Here is a 15,311-nt window from a genome sequence, read left to right as displayed (position 1 = left end):
AATCATCAGTGCCAGTATTTAGTATTTATCCATTTCGATATCATCCAACAAAATCTGCGGTTGTGCTGTCTGTTGGTTAGTTTGGGCAGTTTTTATCTGAGGAGTCGCTACAGTGGCTTGTCTCTTACCTGCGCTACTGCTTGATTTGCCTTTTAATTTGAACTTAGAAACCATATTTTTGAGCAGTTCGGCCTGGCCAGACAATTCTTCGCTGGCAGCGGCGCTTTCTTCGGCCGTTGCTGAATTGGTTTGAACCACCTGGGATACCTGTTCAATCCCCTGAGTAATCTGGGCAATGCTGGTGGCCTGATCATTGGATGCCAGAGCAATGTTGCTGACCAGATCGGTTACTTTGGCGACTGATTTCAAAATCTCTTCCAGGCTATCAGCGGTATCATTGGCAATCTTTGTTCCAGATTCGACCTTGTCAATCGAGCCTTCAATCAGACCAGTCGTTTCCTGGGCGGCTTCGGCACTCCGGGCCGCTAGTGAACGAACCTCTTCAGCGACCACCGCAAAGCCTTTTCCATGCTGGCCGGCTCGAGCCGCTTCTACCGCTGCATTAAGAGCCAGAATATTGGTTTGGAAAGCAATGTCATCAATGACCTTAATAATCTTGGATATATTTTTGGAGGATTCATTGATTTCTTCCATCGCATTGACCATATCACCCATCTGTTTGTTGCCTTCTTCGGCCGTTACCCGAACATCAAGGGTTCGCTCATTGGCAGCGTTGGCGTTTTGCGCATTTTTCTTGGTTTCTTCAGCCACTTCATCAATGGAAGCGGATAATTGCTGGATTGCACTGGCCTGTTCAGTTGTTCCTTGTGCCAGCGCCTGACCACCATCAGATATTTGTCGCGATCCCGCTTCTACCTGGTTGGCGGAGTTCCCAATCTCAGTCAGAATTTCACTAAGATGGGCGGTAATGTCATTGATCGCATATTTAATATTGACAAAATCTCCCAGATATTCAGCTGTAATCTCCTGGTTGAAATCACCATCGCTGACTTTTTCCAGCGTTTCTGAAATTTCATGAACATACTGTTTTAAGAAGGTAATGGTTTTATTCATGTCTTCTTTGATCTGACCGTTTTGACCCAAATAGCTTCCCGTCATGGCCGTCGTGAGATTACCCTGCGCCAACTCATTAAGCACTTGGGAAGCTTCCTGCATTGGCTCAGTTAAGGCATCAAGGGTGTTATTAAAGCCGTTGATTACCTTGGCATAGTCTCCCGGGAATCGCGATACATCGGCCCGGTTGTTCAGATCGCCGGCAACGGCGGCTTTGGCCATGCTATCAGATTCTTCTAGCAGCATGATGATGTTTTCCATCAGCTTGATAAAACCGGGTATTAAGCGATCATTTTCGCTGAGTTGACCGGCCGCTTTTAAGCCATCCAACATTTTCATATCCCCATTTGAAATATCATCCACTGCTCTGACCATGATCATCAGCGAATCTTGAATGGTATTGATGGATTTGGCTATTTCACCATAAATCCCGGAGTAATTGGCTTCAATGCGTTTTGTTAAATCATTCTTGCTCATCAGCGCCAGAATTTCGTTTCCTTCAGTCAAGGCGCCTAATCCGTCAATACAGGAGTTGATACTATTTTTCAAATCAGCGAAATCACCCTTGGCTTCAAGGTTTATTTTTTCAGGGATTTCTCCTTTTCCAATCTTATCGATGTAACCCGAGGCCATATTCAGTGGTTCGATGACAGCATCTAGGGTAGCATTAAAGCCTGCGATGATATCTCGGTAACCACCACTTAGCGCTTCTGTATTCCCACGAACCGATAATCTGCCAGCGACAGCGGCGACTGTCAGCATTTCGGTTTCCTGGATTAGCTCTCGTAAAGACTTGACCATATCGCCATACTGATTCCCAGCACATCTTTATCTGATCTTGGGTTGACATCCATCGTTAAATCGCCTGCGGCGATCCTTTTTGCTGCCATTGCCTGCTCTTTGGTATTGTCTGCCATCTCACTAAACGCCGCCGTCAGTTCCGTTATTTCGCTGCTAATGGCAGAAATTTCATCGGTACTGACATCGACATCACCGACTGCCAGTTTGTTGGCAACGCCTGCTAACATATTGATTGGCTTGGCGATTTTTCTGGATGTGAAAATTGTCAGCATCACCATTCCAGCTATAACGATCAGCATAATGATAAAAGTAATCAGCTGAATAAGATTATAAGCGCTGTCAAACTCTTTATTCGGAAGACCGGTGGTTATTGTCCAACCGGTATTTCCGACCATCGCAACATAGCCGTGATTATTTGTACCATCACTGCTATATTCGATCGCCCCGGTCTGTTGAGTCAAAACCGCATCTTTAATATTATCTGACATATTCGCATCTGTAATATTGGTGTTGCCATATTCCTGGTTAGGATGATAGATCAGCTGTCCATCAGCACTCGCCAGAATGAAAAATCCCGTTTCACCTAAATTATATTCGCCCATCATCGTTGAAACGCTATCCAGTGAAAAATCTAACCCCGCTGCACCGATAATTTCCTGAGTGCCGGTACGATAGATCGGTGAAACCGCTGTTACCACCATTTTGTTGGTCATAGCATCCACATAAGGTGCTGTTAAGGTCGTTCCACCAGCTTCGATCATTTGAATGTACCACGGCCGTTCAGCCATGATCCAATCGGGACTTGCATAAAATCCTTCTGATAAAAGCAATTGATTCGAATCAGCATCGGCAATCCATGCTTCCATAATATTTGGATCAGATGCCTTTACACTGGATAGTGACTTTTCCGACTTGGCAAATCCCTGAGCAGCGGTTGGTACAAAACCAGGGGTTACTTCTGTTGTCATATCTTCAAACTGCGAGTTAACTGCCATTTGTCTTGTTATTTCGAGATATTTGGTGAAAACTCCGGCTATCTCATTGGCCGCCGCATCAGACTCTGACTCTAGCTGTTTCTCAGTCAAACCGGTAATTGATGTATTCACGTTATACAATGTAATAAACGATGAAATACCATAAATAATTACGATCGGAATACCGATATAAACAAGTATCCGGGTTAGCAAATTCATTTGTTTCTTTTGAGTTGTTTGCATTTTAAATCCTCCTTTGTTCACTTTTATAAAAGATAGTCCTATTTTTGAAACGGGACATCGATCATATACCAAGTTTTGACATTTCCTTTTAAAGCGTTCTTCAAAGCTGTTTTGCTAAAAATTATGATCCCTCTTTCTTCCAACCATGCAATATTTTTAACATGAATCAGATGTAGTTATTGAATACTACTGCAAAACAGCAGCAAAATATTATCCTTATCAATCATCGACATAATCATCCTCATATCAAGGGTAATATTTCGTCTTTAACAAGCTTCTCTTCCAGATAATCTACTTGTAACTTACGCAGTCCTCCTTTTCGCTTCAAAATTACAAATTCTTAAATCATCAACATTCGTAAAGTTTCAGATTTTTCTTGTCACATTGATTAAAACGATATATGATAAACAGTAACCATACTAAATTTCCCGGAGGTAGCTAATGAAAACCATTGAAACTCAATCTGACCAGTCAAGTCTGCTAACAGAGGACGGTTCGGTGATCGGTCTACGTGACGATCTTGATTTAATTAAAAACTATCTAACCCCAGCCTTTTTGAAAAAGCATACTGTTTTCACCAGCCTAGAAGATTTTTTACAATCAGCCGGATTTTCTGTTTCCACCCAGCAGGATTTTGAGCTTATCCCGGCTACCGTAATGGACGCCTGGGTTTTGCAAAACAGCAAATTCCTGAACTGGTCAGAAATGGTTTCTGCTGCCGGTGATTTCTACTTTGATACCCAGATGAAGGCCATAAAATTCAAATCGATCTAAACAAAAAAACAACGATGCCACCACCATCGTTGTTTTTTTTGCATTGTTTACTATTTCATGAAATAGTTGGTTTCTCAACTTAGTATTTGTATCGTCCAAGAACTTTAGTTTGATTCTTTTCTAGTTCTCAAACCAATCGTTCTTAAGTGTTTCAGTCTCTATTTTTATCTCTTCAACCGTTTTCTCGATAACACTTTTTATTTCCATCTCCTCGCGATCTTTTCGTTGCATCTTCATTTTCAAACGGACATTCATCATATCAGCAAGGTAGCCACCGCGGAACATTTTAGGTTCAAAAGACATAATAAAAGCTTTCGGTTCATATTTTTCAATAATTTGCAACAGATTCTTTTCTGATTTTCGTCTAGTTAGAATATCCAGCTTGGTTCGTTTTCCGAATTTTCCTTCACCCAAATAAACGGTTACGCCAAAGCCTTCTTTTCTTAACACCTCGATCAAGGTTGGGTTTTCCTGTTCAATATTTACATGGATGCTAGTGAATCCAATCGCCAATTTCTGTTCAATATAAATACCCAAAGTCAAGCCGGCTGCAAAACCAATCGCATAAACGACCATCTCGACAATGCTTTGCTCCCCCGATAGGACGATTGCCAAGCCAAAAATATATATCAGCGCTTCCATGAATCCAAAAATACCAGTCAATACTTTTAAATTTTTCACCATGCAAATGGTGCGAAGCGTCAACATCGGAACATATAGCAATTGAATAAAAATAATTAAAAATAATCGCGTCATCGCCACTCCTTTCTTATAGAACGGGAATGGATCATTTGATTTTGTCTAAAGCCTGATACTTCATCTTATCAACCAAAAGGTCCAAACATATTTTTGCATAAAGCTTTATCGCTCTATTAATAGTATCAGCTATGAATCTTAATCTAGCATTTAATCGTTTTATAAAAATCGAATCAATAGGAAAACCAGAACTTCGATCATTATTCCTGTCATACCAATTAAAACAGGATTAAAATAATACCGGAGATCTCCTGGAATTAAAAAATCTTCAGGGTTTCCCGGTTTGCAGCGGATTCGGATAACTTGACCCAAATGATAGCGTTTATCGCCCTGGGAGGCCAATGCTGTTTTCTGATAAACCTTTCCCGCGACCACGAATTCCAGAATCGGTGTATACTCATCATATACCTGGCGACCAGTTCGAACCCTGTTTTCATTGATGTCTACCACGATCGCTTCAACTTCGAGACCCTTGATTTCAATACTTTTTAACCTTATCATTCTCACCATCGAAATAATAATCAGCAAAATCCCCAAATACTGAAATACTTCTATCATCAATGCAATCATCAAAAACCATCCTTTCATCCCGCAATTTAAGGCAACTCATAAGGCAACAAATGTGTTGTAGATCATTTCTATCCATTATATAATAATACCAACCAAAATTAGCAAAGCATTATTCGACAAGGAGAATCTTATCCGATGAATACAAAAAACTTAGTTAGTGAAACCGCTTCAAACGTACAAATTATCAAGGCCAGTCCAAAAGCCTATCAAAAAGCAGCTCAGGCAATCCGAGATGGTAAAGTTATTGTGATGCCAACCCTAACCATCTATGTACTGGTGTGTGATGCCTTTAATGCATCCGCGCTGAAACGATTAAGAGAAATTCGTCATAGTCCAGCTGACAAACCAATTACCATCGTCATGGATAAATCAAAAATTCCAGAATATGCGGTGATTGATGAACGCCAGCAACAAATCATTGATATTTTTTCGCCTTCACCGGTTAGTATGTATGTTCAAAAAAAAGCACAAACTCCGCTAGATGCCGCAACTGCTTCTTCCGATGCTATTGTGGTTTATTTTCAAGGCAGTCCCATTCGGGATCTCTACGAATGCTGTGATCGGATCCTCGCGATTAGCTCTTCCAATACGAAGGCTCTACTTGCTGCCAAAAGCATCGAAGAATCAATTGCTTATTTTGGAGAAAATGTTGATCTGTACATTGACGGTGGTCCTGCAAAGGGCGACAATGCCAGTCCCCACATTGATATTCGGACTAAACCGGTTGAATCCAGACGGGAAGCTAATCATTTCCCCTTCGAAAAAATTCGAGCCATTCTCACTGAACATGGTTTAGAGTAACACTCATCCAAACTTTGGAGAATGCAAGTATTCCTACATTTCATTGGGATGTAACAAAACACGTTTTTCGACATGCTTATACTGTAAAAAGAGAAAGGACTGCGCATCATGGATAAACAACGATCCGGCATTTTTAGCCGTAGCAAAGAAATATTCACGCTTATTCAGTTTAATTTTTTACATCTTCTTTTTTTTGAAGCACTCTATACCGCTGCCGGCGCCATTATTATTTATCCCGGAGGTTTTTTTCTGTTTAACAGAATCATCAACCTGTTGGGGTTTCCCTATTTAAGCGGTTCAAATTTCAGCCAGGCTATAACTAATCCTTTTTTTCTGTTGACTCTTATTGGCTTTGCTGTTCTTGTCGCTTTTTTTGGTCTGCTGGAATTTACCACGATAATCTTTCTCTTTAATGAAAGTCATTTTCGGCGTAAGGTTCAATTGATTCAATTATTCAAAGAGGGCTTTAAACGAGCGATTAAAATAATAAAGGTTAAGAATTTTCCCTTCGTCATTTTTATTCTTATCATCATTCCTTTAACTGAGTTTTCATTGTCTTCCAATTTTATTTCTGAAATCTCAATTCCAGAATTTATTATGAACTATATCATGGCCAACCCCATGTACACAGTTGGTTTCACGTCACTATCACTGGTCATGCTACTGGTTTCGATCATCTGGATTTTCTCATTCCATTATTTTACCCTGGAGAATCAAGATTTTTTTCAGGCGGTTAAAAAAAGTAGTCATTTGATTAAAGGCCATTTTTGGCAGACTATTTTGTTTGTCTTGTCTTTTAACCTCTTTATTGTGGTGCTGCTGATTATTTCGATTATTATGCTTGAAATCATCGCCTTCTTGGTATTGGCGCTGATCCTCGAACACCCGCTGGCCTTATCGATTTTTATTGCTGCCTTCGGTTTTCTGGTGTCTGGTTTGTTTACCGTTTTTTCGTTACTGACCACTTCCATCAATTTGGCTGTGGTCTCGCAGTTTTATTATCAGTATTCAGCCTTATCCAAGGTGATGGTTAATCCTGAACCGCCTCCATTAGACAAATATAAAATTAAAATAAAAAGAAAAACGATTATGTCGATCAGCATAATCATGATTGTTTTGTTTATTATATTAAACAGTATCGCTATTTTTAATACCTTTTCGGAAACCTTTAACGACAATTTTTTAACGGGACCGCAAATAACTGCCCATCGCGGTGGTTCTAACCTGGCTCCTGAGAATACGCTGGCCGCTTTGCAAAAGGCTATCGACCAGGAAGCTGATTATGCTGAAATCGATGTGGCTCAAACCAAGGACGGCGTCGTTGTTGTCTCACATGACAATAACCTTAAGCGCATCTCTGGAAAGGATCTGAATATCTGGTCATCAAATTTTGCGGACATCAAGGATCTGGATATCGGCAGTTGGTTTGATCCGCAATTTAAATATGAACGCATCCCCACTCTTGACGAAGCGATAAAGCTTTGCAAAGGAAAGATTCATCTAAATATCGAACTTAAGCCGACCGGTCATGAAGCCAGTCTGGTCGAATCTACGATAGCTGTTATCAATCAGAACGATTTTGCCGATCAATGTGTTCTTGCCTCTCTGGATTACCCCACACTCGAAAAGGTTGCTACCGTCGATCCTGATCTTAAACGGGCTTACATTACCGCTTTGGCCATTGGTGATATTCAAAAACTGCCTGTTGATATTTACAGCATTGAATCAACCTTTGTCACCCCCGAATTAGTTGCAGCCATTCATCGCGATGACAAGGAAATTCTAGCCTGGACAGTCGAATCCCAGGAATTGACCGAAAAAATGGTCAAAATCGGCGTTGATAACATTATCACCGACGACGTCACGCAGACCCGGAAAATCGTTGATCAAATGATCAGACCACGGGAACTGATTGACCGCATCAATGATTATCTTTTTGCAGATCTACTTTTATAATTGCTTGACCAAGCAAACAATTTTACCCCAATGTATTGTTATCTCCAGATGTGCGACTAATGCAATTAGCTTGTTATTCCTATGGTTGTTCCAAACTGAAACCTGACGTAATCTCTGCTGAAGAGATTACTTCAGGTTTTCTTTGTTCCTTTTGATAAGATTGGTAAATAATTTCTCATTTGGAGACAATGCTTCGATTTTAGCTGTTTTTAGATGATTGTAATAAGCATCCATACTTTTTAATTGATCGATCAGTTTCAATAAGCTGTTGTGCGCTTCCTGATCTTCTGGTGTTTGCGGTTTAACCTGGTCAAAAATGGTTTCCAGATCTTTTTTGGCCTGGTTCATAACCGCTTGCGCTTCAATGTATTCCTGATTTAACATATTTTTCTTCTTTCTGACTGTATTTATTGCTGATATAACATTTGTTCTAAAACATTACAAGTGCATAATATCACAGAATCAGGATGGTTGTGAACTAAATTTAACGCTACCATTAAAAAAGCGTATCAATGATCAACTCGTTTTGTGCGGGCTGTAAGGCTTTATTTGTGTCAGTAATGGCTTCTATTTACTCTCCAACGTTATTTTTTGCAGATCCATAAAAGAAAAGCGGCCAGAACGGCCGCTGTAAAATATCGATAATTATAAATTCAGTCATCTACTCGTAAAATGTTAGACCTGCATCTCTCGTTTACCCAGAGTATAAGCAAGTCCGATCATCATGATCAGAGCTGCTCCCGCTACAGCAGCGTCCGATGCGGTAGCATCCACTCCGGTTTTGGGATTGGCTGAACTGGCATGCTGTTTTTTGAATGTTTGAGCCGAAAGGGGTTCCAAATACAAACAGGCCGCATCACGATCGACATCCCCATAAATCGGGCTGATATCAATGCTGCCTTCGGCCACAAGAGCCTTAGCGATGGCTCCGGATGTACAGAGATTAAGAATACCATTATTAATGATAATCTGATTATAAGAGAATAAAGCGCCAGCATCGCCATGATCTGCAATCGACTCGACAACTGTATATCCGCCGTTAAATACCAGTTTATCATAGGCTCCGATACCGCGACTGTAACTGCTTGGACTATCGGTGAAAACATCAATATTTCCGCCATTGACAATTAAATCGCCAAAAGCAAACAAACCAAAGGCTCCGGCATAATCGCTATTATATGCGGTTACATCAATGTTTCCACCGTTGATAGTGAGATTCCCCATTGTCATAACTTCAGCATTATCACCGGTCAGGATTCCAACCGCTGAGCTGGAGCTTTCATATCCGACCGCTGCAATATCATAGTTCCCACTGTCAATAACCAGATTTCCAACGACGTTGATGCCACCCCCCATTATATCAGGGGTCGCCTGTCCTTCTGCAATCAGCATGCCCGTCCCGCTGGCATTCATATCACCATCAACCTTAACGGCAAAACCATTATCCGTTTTTATAATATTGGTTCCTAGCAGGACGAGTTTAAAGGGAACTGCTGCCGATTTGACATCCAACTTCTCTCCAATAAAATTATTTAATGTCAATTCGTTAGCAGCTGCATCATATGCATAGTCCGATCCGGTATTGGTGGCCAGGACATCAATGATCACACCATTCTGGGTTAAACACAAATATGTAGCTGCCTGGGTTTCGATCGTTTCCGGTTCAATGGTTGATATAACCGGTTGCTCTGAAACAACATTGGTTTCAGGACTATTATCTGTCGGCACTGATACTTCTGCATCAACCGGCAGCGAGGCAATTTCGGAACTGTTTGCTGTTTCTTCTGGTAACACGGTCTCCGTATCGGCCGCTTCAGTTGTTACTATAACCAGGCCAAACTCGTTGGGTGATTCTTGTCCACTTACCGCTTCTTCAGCAGCTAAAGCTGAGACCGGAATCAGCAGCGACAACATCGCCGCAACCATCAGCAGCGATAAAAACTTTGATATTCGCTTCATTTTCTTCTCCATTTCAAACTCTATTTTGATGAATTGTTGAGATTGGCAGTTATTCTTTAAAATCTTTGGTATCGTGCCTTTCTGTTTTACTCGTTTGCATCATCACATATGATTAAGATACCATAATCACAGAAAAATGTCGATGGATTATTCCATATTTATTGGATGGCAACTGCCCAGTTATCAGAACTAATGCAAAAAACCGCCGGTGGGCGGTTTTTTGCTAATATGAACAGGTTTCAACTATCACGTTTATTTATTTTGTACAGCTTTAAAGTTGTTTGATTTTTTGTTCGATGCTAGTCCGGATTAGATGTCCAGAGCTGCGTGGTAGCCCTGGTAAATAGCGGTGGTAATGGTGGATGCTTTTACACAATCCCCAATTTCGATGACATAGGGGGCGCAATCAACCAAGGTTTCGGCAATATTGCGTAGGGGTTTTTGTCCCAGGGCACAGATGACTGTCGTTCCTGATACCAAGATTGCCTTGCCATTGACATCTTCACTGACAACCCCCTGATCGGTAACTTGTAATCCTTTTAATTCAGTGTGAACAGCAATGCCACATTTTGCAATTTCATTCATCATCAGCGGGCGATGGCGAAGATTAGCATCTGGTGCCAATTCTGGTCTCATCTCAATCAGGTTAACGGTCTTACCTTCACGGGCAAAATGGATGGCCGCTTCACAACCGGCCAAACCGCCACCTAAAACAACCACGGTATCCCCAACCTGATCTTTTTTCTTGTAGTAGTCATTGACAACAATCACATTGTCGCCGTCCAGACCAGGAATTGCTGGAACGATCGGCTCCGAGCCGACTGCCACAATTAAGGCATCAACATTTTCCTGATCAACATATTCTTTTGTTACTGGTGTGTTTAAGCGAATCTCAACACCGGCATCTCTGGCCAATTTTTCCAGGGTAACACCAAGTTCATACATTTCATATTTAAATGGTATTGCCTGTTCGCCTTTAAGGATTCCACCTAAGGTATCACCTTTTTCGCAAAGAATAACCTGGTGCCCCCGTTTAGCTGCCGTTAGCGCCGCTTCCAGTCCGGCTGGTCCGCCACCAGCTACTAATACTTTTCCCGGGTTGGCGGTGGGAATAATTTCAGTCCCATCCATTTCGCGTCCGATTAATGGATTAACCGTACAGCGTCGTGTCGATGTGACTGCCCGTTCGGCCATACAGGTAAAACAGCGCAGGCATTTAACAATGTCGGCATCCTGATTGCTCATCACTTTTCGTGGCAGAAAGGGATCGGCTAACAGCGCCCGAGCCATCTCAACAATATCCGCTTGCCCAGAAGCAATAATCTCTTCCATCATTGCAGGATCATTCAGACCGCCCAGGGTCGCTACCGGAACCGAGACATGTTTTTTAATTTCTGCAGCCAGATAAACATTGCGACCATGCGGTTCAAACATCGATGGGTGCGTTAATCCAAATCCACTTTGATAGGTGCCGGCGGTAATATGCAATAAATCCACCTTGGATTCGACCAATTTGGCAATTTCAACGCCCTCTTCAAGGGTATAGCCGCCTTCGAAAAACTCAGAACCACTCATTCGGAATTCGATCGGGAACCCAGGACCAACTGCGGCTCGAACGCTATCGAGGACTTCTAAGGCCAGACGCGCCCGGTTTTCCAGTGGACCGCCGTATTTGTCGGTTCGATGGTTGAAAAAGGGCGAAAGGAATTGGTTCAGTAGCCAGCCATGACCACCATGCACCATGATCATTTCAAATCCTGCCCGTTTCGCCAATCCGGCAACTCGTCCATAAGCAGCGACAATATCATCAATCAGTTCCTGAGTCAATTCTTTAACCGGTCTACCGTCCGGACGGGTTCCGACGCTGGGTCCCCACTGAGCCATACCACCTTTTTTATCCTTGTCGGTCAGATAGGTACCGGCATACTGTCCAGAATGCGACAGTTCGACAGAGGGAATGGCTCCATGTCGGCGGATTGCATCAGCCGTGTAAGTAAAGCTTGACAGTGAATCAACCGTTTGCAGATCGAGATGATACATATGGGAGCCTTCAGTTTCAGGATGAACCACACATTCACTTACAGTGACTGCGGCGGCACCACCTTTGGCTCTCAGTTCATAAAAAGCTTTTGATTTAGGGCCGATGGTACAGTCAGCAGTAATATCGGTGCCTCCCATAGGTGCCCCAAACATTCTGTTTCTGAAGGTTACATTACCAATTTTAATCGGTTTACATAGATTTGGATATTTTCGTTGCATCGTCAATTCTCCTTAATACTTTTTATTTGTTTCGTCATAATCAAGTGGTCGATTTGATAAAATCTTAACATGATCATTCAATTATGTCAATCATATCATGTATATATTTACATGTTTGACTTTATTTTTTGCCATTTAGCGAACCGCCTATTTAAGATGTGAAAATTTGTTCGTTCTGAAAAATGATGACGCTATATTAAAAACACCAAAAGAGATGCTTTACGAAGGCTCAGCTATTAATCCTGGACCTTACTTGACAAAGCATCTCTTTAGAATTACTTTAATTATATTTAAAAGCACAACCCAAACCCAAATGACAATGTTTTATCCTTGACGTTTATTCGAAAGATGGTTATCATTAAAAAAAACACGAAAAGAGGAGCCATATGATCTCAGAAAAAATACTTGAAAAAATCAGGAAGCTCTGCAAGGACCTGGATGGTCTGCCTCAGGAGAGCTTTGACAAGGGAATTAAACTTTTTGCCGCCGATAAGGCCGAATCGCGAGCAAGCAAGGTGCTTGATGTCATCAGCAAAAAAGAATATGAACGACTTTCAAAAAATTCCGAATACACTGAGGCCGCTGAGATCATCGCCGACACCCTTACGCTACTAGAAGAACTGGATAATCTGGAATGGGTTTATAATGACCTGATTCGAAAGCTGTATCACTGCAGACCTGAACGACCACAAATGTCTGATGACGATACTGTTTTCAATCTCGAACCACCGTTTACACGATCGAAATTTTTAAGTTAGGAACGCCCTATTGGTAAATGTTCATACTACCCGGTTCCACTCGCTGCCATTTACCCACCAGGATGTCCTTCTTTTGTGGCAAACAAGCAGTACTGATCAGAGCAACTTGCACAACAACAATCGAACTTTTTTCTCCTCATATCTTCAATCTTATCAATACTGTCTGTTTTCTTTCAGACTTGTTCAATTCAACAATTTATTCTGAAGTGCCGTTTTTTCAAACTTTAAATTCAGGCGCTTTCTTTCTGCCATCAAAATTTCATCAATTATTGATTTTTCTGAAACATCTACGGCCTGATAGCTCGATTCGGCAATTACCGAATCCCGGGCATAGGAATCAAAAAGCTGCTGCTTATTTTGGAGCATGATCATCATCTGTTCATCGACGCTGTTATCCGTGAGCAGCCGATATACAAAAACGGTGTGGGTCTGTCCCATCCGATAAGCTCGGGAGATTGCCTGAGTCTCGAGTGCTGGTTTGATCTGAGGTTCACAAATAATTACGACGCTGGCTGCTTGAATATTCAGACCTACTCCGCCAGCCTGAATCTGGCAGATCAAGGTGGTGCCGGGAGGGGCGATGTTAAAATCATCGATAATGGCCTGGCGCCTGGCCGGGGTAACGCTGCCCGTTATCGGTTCCAGTGAAGTCCCAACCAATGCCTGACTGAGGGTATCAATGACATCCCGAAAAAAAGAAAAGATTAAAATTTTGCGTCCATTCTCCTTTGCATCGACGCAGATTTCGATCAGCCGCTTGAGCTTGGGACAATCTTTTACTCCTGCGCCTGTCCATGCTAGCCGGCGCATCACCATAAACTGACCATCTAAGACTGCCTGACGATAATCTTTTTCTTCCTGAGTTCCAAAATCGAGCCATTGTTCTTTTTGGATCAGCTCTGGCAGTTCGTTTAGTACATCATCTCGGTTTCGTCGCAAATACACTGGCGCAATCAAAAGCCGAAACTGATACTCGTTAGTCAATACTTCCTTCTTGTTAATTTTCTCTGCAATCTCCGGATTCAGTCGCATGATTAAACTACTCATTTCCTGAAGATTGTTCTCAAGGGGCGTTCCGGTCATGAAAAGTACCTGCTTAGCTCGCTTTACCAGCTGGTACAAGGCTTGCGATCTTTTAGCATCGGGATTTTTTGCATAATGCGCTTCATCAGCTACCAGCAGATCTAAGGTGAGCTGCTCAGGGATAGCAATAACCCTCAGGGTTGCGTAGGTAGTTACCGCCACTCCACCATTTTCTGACCATTTTATTAAACTACTTTCCCGTTCCGAGCCATGGAGAGTATAAGGCACAAGCACGCTATGGTGGGTTATTTCGCGATGCCAATTGATCAGCACACTGGCGGGACAAACCACCATGAAGTGGGTTTGTCCGACTGCTTGAAGGTGCGCCATCGCTGCAATCGCTTCGACAGTTTTTCCCAAACCCATTTCATCACCAAGCAGCGTTTTTTCCTGGACAATGGCGTACTTTGCGCCGAATTCCTGATAACCCCGCAGCGAAGATTTCATCAGCGTTGTATTTAATGTCAGGGCTTCCACCGTCTCCACCAGTTCCTGGGGTAGGTCACCCTGACGTTTTTGACGGTCTGCTTTGACCCCAGTAATCGATTCCAGTAGCACATAGTAAGCGGCGGCGTTGCTGGTAAAATCCAGCCAAATTTCTGACAGTGGTGTTGCCTGAATCAAGCGGTAGTGTTTTACCGACCGTTCCAGGTCTCGGCCGGCATCACTATCAAGAAAGCGGGTTAAATTGTTTAGCGAATTATAGGCCGCTTCCTTCGTTTCTTTGCCGCTAAAAAGCCAACGAAACGACTGCTGTGTGCGCCGAGCAAGCTCTAATTCCTGATAAAGATGGTTTTCAAATTCTTCCAGGATGGTTTTGCAGATTTCATAATCGACTTGACTCTGAAGAATACAGTATAGATTTTTGACCAGTCGATCGGTAAACGCTGTTGGTGCCTCAGGGTTTAACCTGGGAAAAAGGGTTTTTCGGAGCGAATCTTCAAAGTTCTGGGCTACCGCCATCGCCTGAAAAGCACTATGCTCGCCAATACCCTGGATTTTTTCCAGCTCTTTTTTGCTAAGTTTCAAAAGCTCAGCAATGTTATCAATACCTGCTTCCCGAATGACCGTCGTGCGGATTCCTAAGCCGGCCTCGCTGATGCGTTCAATCGGTATGGCCAACAAGGCCGTCACAATTTCCGCTTCCATAAACAAGGCATAGTCGGTATTCACAGTTTCCCGATATTTGTTTTGTACCAGCGATTTTGCTCCAAAGATCAGGTCTTCGACAGCCGCAATAATTTGTCTTGAAAATTGTTTATCCGGTTTTTTCACGATTATTACTCCAACACACTTGATTTTT

At 42.3% G+C, this 15,311-nt stretch carries 12 protein-coding genes; 4 read left to right on the top strand and 8 right to left on the bottom strand.

Going from position 1 to position 15,311, the window contains the following annotated elements:
- Positions 1-18: 18 nt before the first annotated feature.
- A complete protein-coding gene (locus QZ998_RS01540; protein WP_296557456.1) occupies positions 19-1,836 on the bottom strand; it encodes a methyl-accepting chemotaxis protein in 1,818 nt (605 codons plus the stop codon).
- A gap of 14 nt (positions 1,837-1,850) precedes the next feature.
- Complete coding sequence (locus tag QZ998_RS01535) at positions 1,851-3,092, bottom strand: cache domain-containing protein (RefSeq protein ID WP_296557455.1); 1,242 nt, start codon at positions 3,090-3,092, stop codon at positions 1,851-1,853.
- Between the two features lie 441 nt (positions 3,093-3,533).
- On the opposite strand from QZ998_RS01535, the gene QZ998_RS01530 reads away from it, so the two are divergent.
- Entirely contained in the window at positions 3,534-3,866 is a 333-nt protein-coding gene (locus tag QZ998_RS01530; RefSeq protein WP_296557454.1) for a hypothetical protein, read from the top strand.
- A 120-nt stretch (positions 3,867-3,986) separates the two neighbouring features.
- Here QZ998_RS01530 and QZ998_RS01525 read toward each other — a convergent pair whose 3' ends face one another.
- Both QZ998_RS01525 and QZ998_RS01520 read right to left on the bottom strand, forming a co-directional pair.
- On the bottom strand, positions 3,987-4,622 hold the full coding sequence (locus QZ998_RS01525; protein WP_296557452.1) for a DUF2179 domain-containing protein: 636 nt from the start codon (positions 4,620-4,622) through the stop codon (positions 3,987-3,989).
- Between the two features lie 159 nt (positions 4,623-4,781).
- The gene (locus QZ998_RS01520; protein WP_296557450.1) at positions 4,782-5,180 is read right to left on the bottom strand and encodes a hypothetical protein; all 399 of its coding nucleotides are present in this window, start codon (positions 5,178-5,180) and stop codon (positions 4,782-4,784) included.
- A 147-nt stretch (positions 5,181-5,327) separates the two neighbouring features.
- Between QZ998_RS01520 and QZ998_RS01515 the strand changes: the two genes are divergently transcribed.
- Together QZ998_RS01515 and QZ998_RS01510 are read left to right on the top strand one after the other, a co-directional pair.
- Positions 5,328-5,993, top strand: coding sequence for an L-threonylcarbamoyladenylate synthase (locus tag QZ998_RS01515; RefSeq protein ID WP_296557449.1), 666 nt, complete (start codon positions 5,328-5,330; stop codon positions 5,991-5,993).
- Positions 5,994-6,101: 108 nt separating this feature from the next.
- The gene (locus QZ998_RS01510; protein ID WP_296557448.1) at positions 6,102-7,949 is read left to right on the top strand and encodes a glycerophosphodiester phosphodiesterase; all 1,848 of its coding nucleotides are present in this window, start codon (positions 6,102-6,104) and stop codon (positions 7,947-7,949) included.
- A 126-nt stretch (positions 7,950-8,075) separates the two neighbouring features.
- Here QZ998_RS01510 and QZ998_RS01505 read toward each other — a convergent pair whose 3' ends face one another.
- The 3 genes from QZ998_RS01505 to QZ998_RS01495 form a co-directional block, all read right to left on the bottom strand.
- Positions 8,076-8,333, bottom strand: a complete 258-nt coding sequence (locus QZ998_RS01505) for a hypothetical protein (RefSeq protein ID WP_296557447.1) — start codon at positions 8,331-8,333, stop codon at positions 8,076-8,078.
- 291 nt (positions 8,334-8,624) lie between these two features.
- Positions 8,625-9,908 (bottom strand): hypothetical protein, encoded by a 1,284-nt coding sequence (locus tag QZ998_RS01500; RefSeq protein WP_296557446.1) that lies wholly within the window; start codon positions 9,906-9,908, stop codon positions 8,625-8,627.
- A 309-nt stretch (positions 9,909-10,217) separates the two neighbouring features.
- The gene (locus QZ998_RS01495; protein WP_296557444.1) at positions 10,218-12,167 is read right to left on the bottom strand and encodes an FAD-dependent oxidoreductase; all 1,950 of its coding nucleotides are present in this window, start codon (positions 12,165-12,167) and stop codon (positions 10,218-10,220) included.
- 386 nt (positions 12,168-12,553) lie between these two features.
- On the opposite strand from QZ998_RS01495, the gene QZ998_RS01490 reads away from it, so the two are divergent.
- Positions 12,554-12,925 (top strand): hypothetical protein, encoded by a 372-nt coding sequence (locus tag QZ998_RS01490; RefSeq protein ID WP_296557443.1) that lies wholly within the window; start codon positions 12,554-12,556, stop codon positions 12,923-12,925.
- Positions 12,926-13,108: 183 nt separating this feature from the next.
- Here QZ998_RS01490 and QZ998_RS01485 read toward each other — a convergent pair whose 3' ends face one another.
- The gene (locus tag QZ998_RS01485; RefSeq protein ID WP_296557441.1) at positions 13,109-15,283 is read right to left on the bottom strand and encodes an SNF2-related protein; all 2,175 of its coding nucleotides are present in this window, start codon (positions 15,281-15,283) and stop codon (positions 13,109-13,111) included.
- Positions 15,284-15,311: the final 28 nt, after the last annotated feature.

It is taken from the genome of uncultured Acetobacterium sp., assembly GCF_927416815.1.
Lineage (GTDB): Bacteria > Bacillota > Clostridia > Eubacteriales > Eubacteriaceae > Acetobacterium.
Note: the sequence above shows the minus strand (reverse complement) of the source record. Positions and strands in the feature narration are given on the sequence as shown.

What these genes read in the sequence shown, in the direction of transcription:
- QZ998_RS01535 (WP_296557455.1), bottom strand. Translation starts at nt 3,092, where the DNA reads ATGCAAACAACTCAAAAGAAACAAATGAATTTGCTAACCCGGATACTT.
- QZ998_RS01500 (WP_296557446.1), bottom strand. Translation starts at nt 9,908, where the DNA reads ATGAAGCGAATATCAAAGTTTTTATCGCTGCTGATGGTTGCGGCGATG.
- QZ998_RS01495 (WP_296557444.1), bottom strand. Translation starts at nt 12,167, where the DNA reads ATGCAACGAAAATATCCAAATCTATGTAAACCGATTAAAATTGGTAAT.
- QZ998_RS01530 (WP_296557454.1), top strand. Translation starts at nt 3,534, where the DNA reads ATGAAAACCATTGAAACTCAATCTGACCAGTCAAGTCTGCTAACAGAG.
- QZ998_RS01510 (WP_296557448.1), top strand. Translation starts at nt 6,102, where the DNA reads ATGGATAAACAACGATCCGGCATTTTTAGCCGTAGCAAAGAAATATTC.
- QZ998_RS01520 (WP_296557450.1), bottom strand. Translation starts at nt 5,180, where the DNA reads ATGATAGAAGTATTTCAGTATTTGGGGATTTTGCTGATTATTATTTCG.
- QZ998_RS01515 (WP_296557449.1), top strand. Translation starts at nt 5,328, where the DNA reads ATGAATACAAAAAACTTAGTTAGTGAAACCGCTTCAAACGTACAAATT.
- QZ998_RS01525 (WP_296557452.1), bottom strand. Translation starts at nt 4,622, where the DNA reads ATGACGCGATTATTTTTAATTATTTTTATTCAATTGCTATATGTTCCG.
- QZ998_RS01490 (WP_296557443.1), top strand. Translation starts at nt 12,554, where the DNA reads ATGATCTCAGAAAAAATACTTGAAAAAATCAGGAAGCTCTGCAAGGAC.
- QZ998_RS01540 (WP_296557456.1), bottom strand. Translation starts at nt 1,836, where the DNA reads ATGCTGACAGTCGCCGCTGTCGCTGGCAGATTATCGGTTCGTGGGAAT.
- QZ998_RS01505 (WP_296557447.1), bottom strand. Translation starts at nt 8,333, where the DNA reads ATGTTAAATCAGGAATACATTGAAGCGCAAGCGGTTATGAACCAGGCC.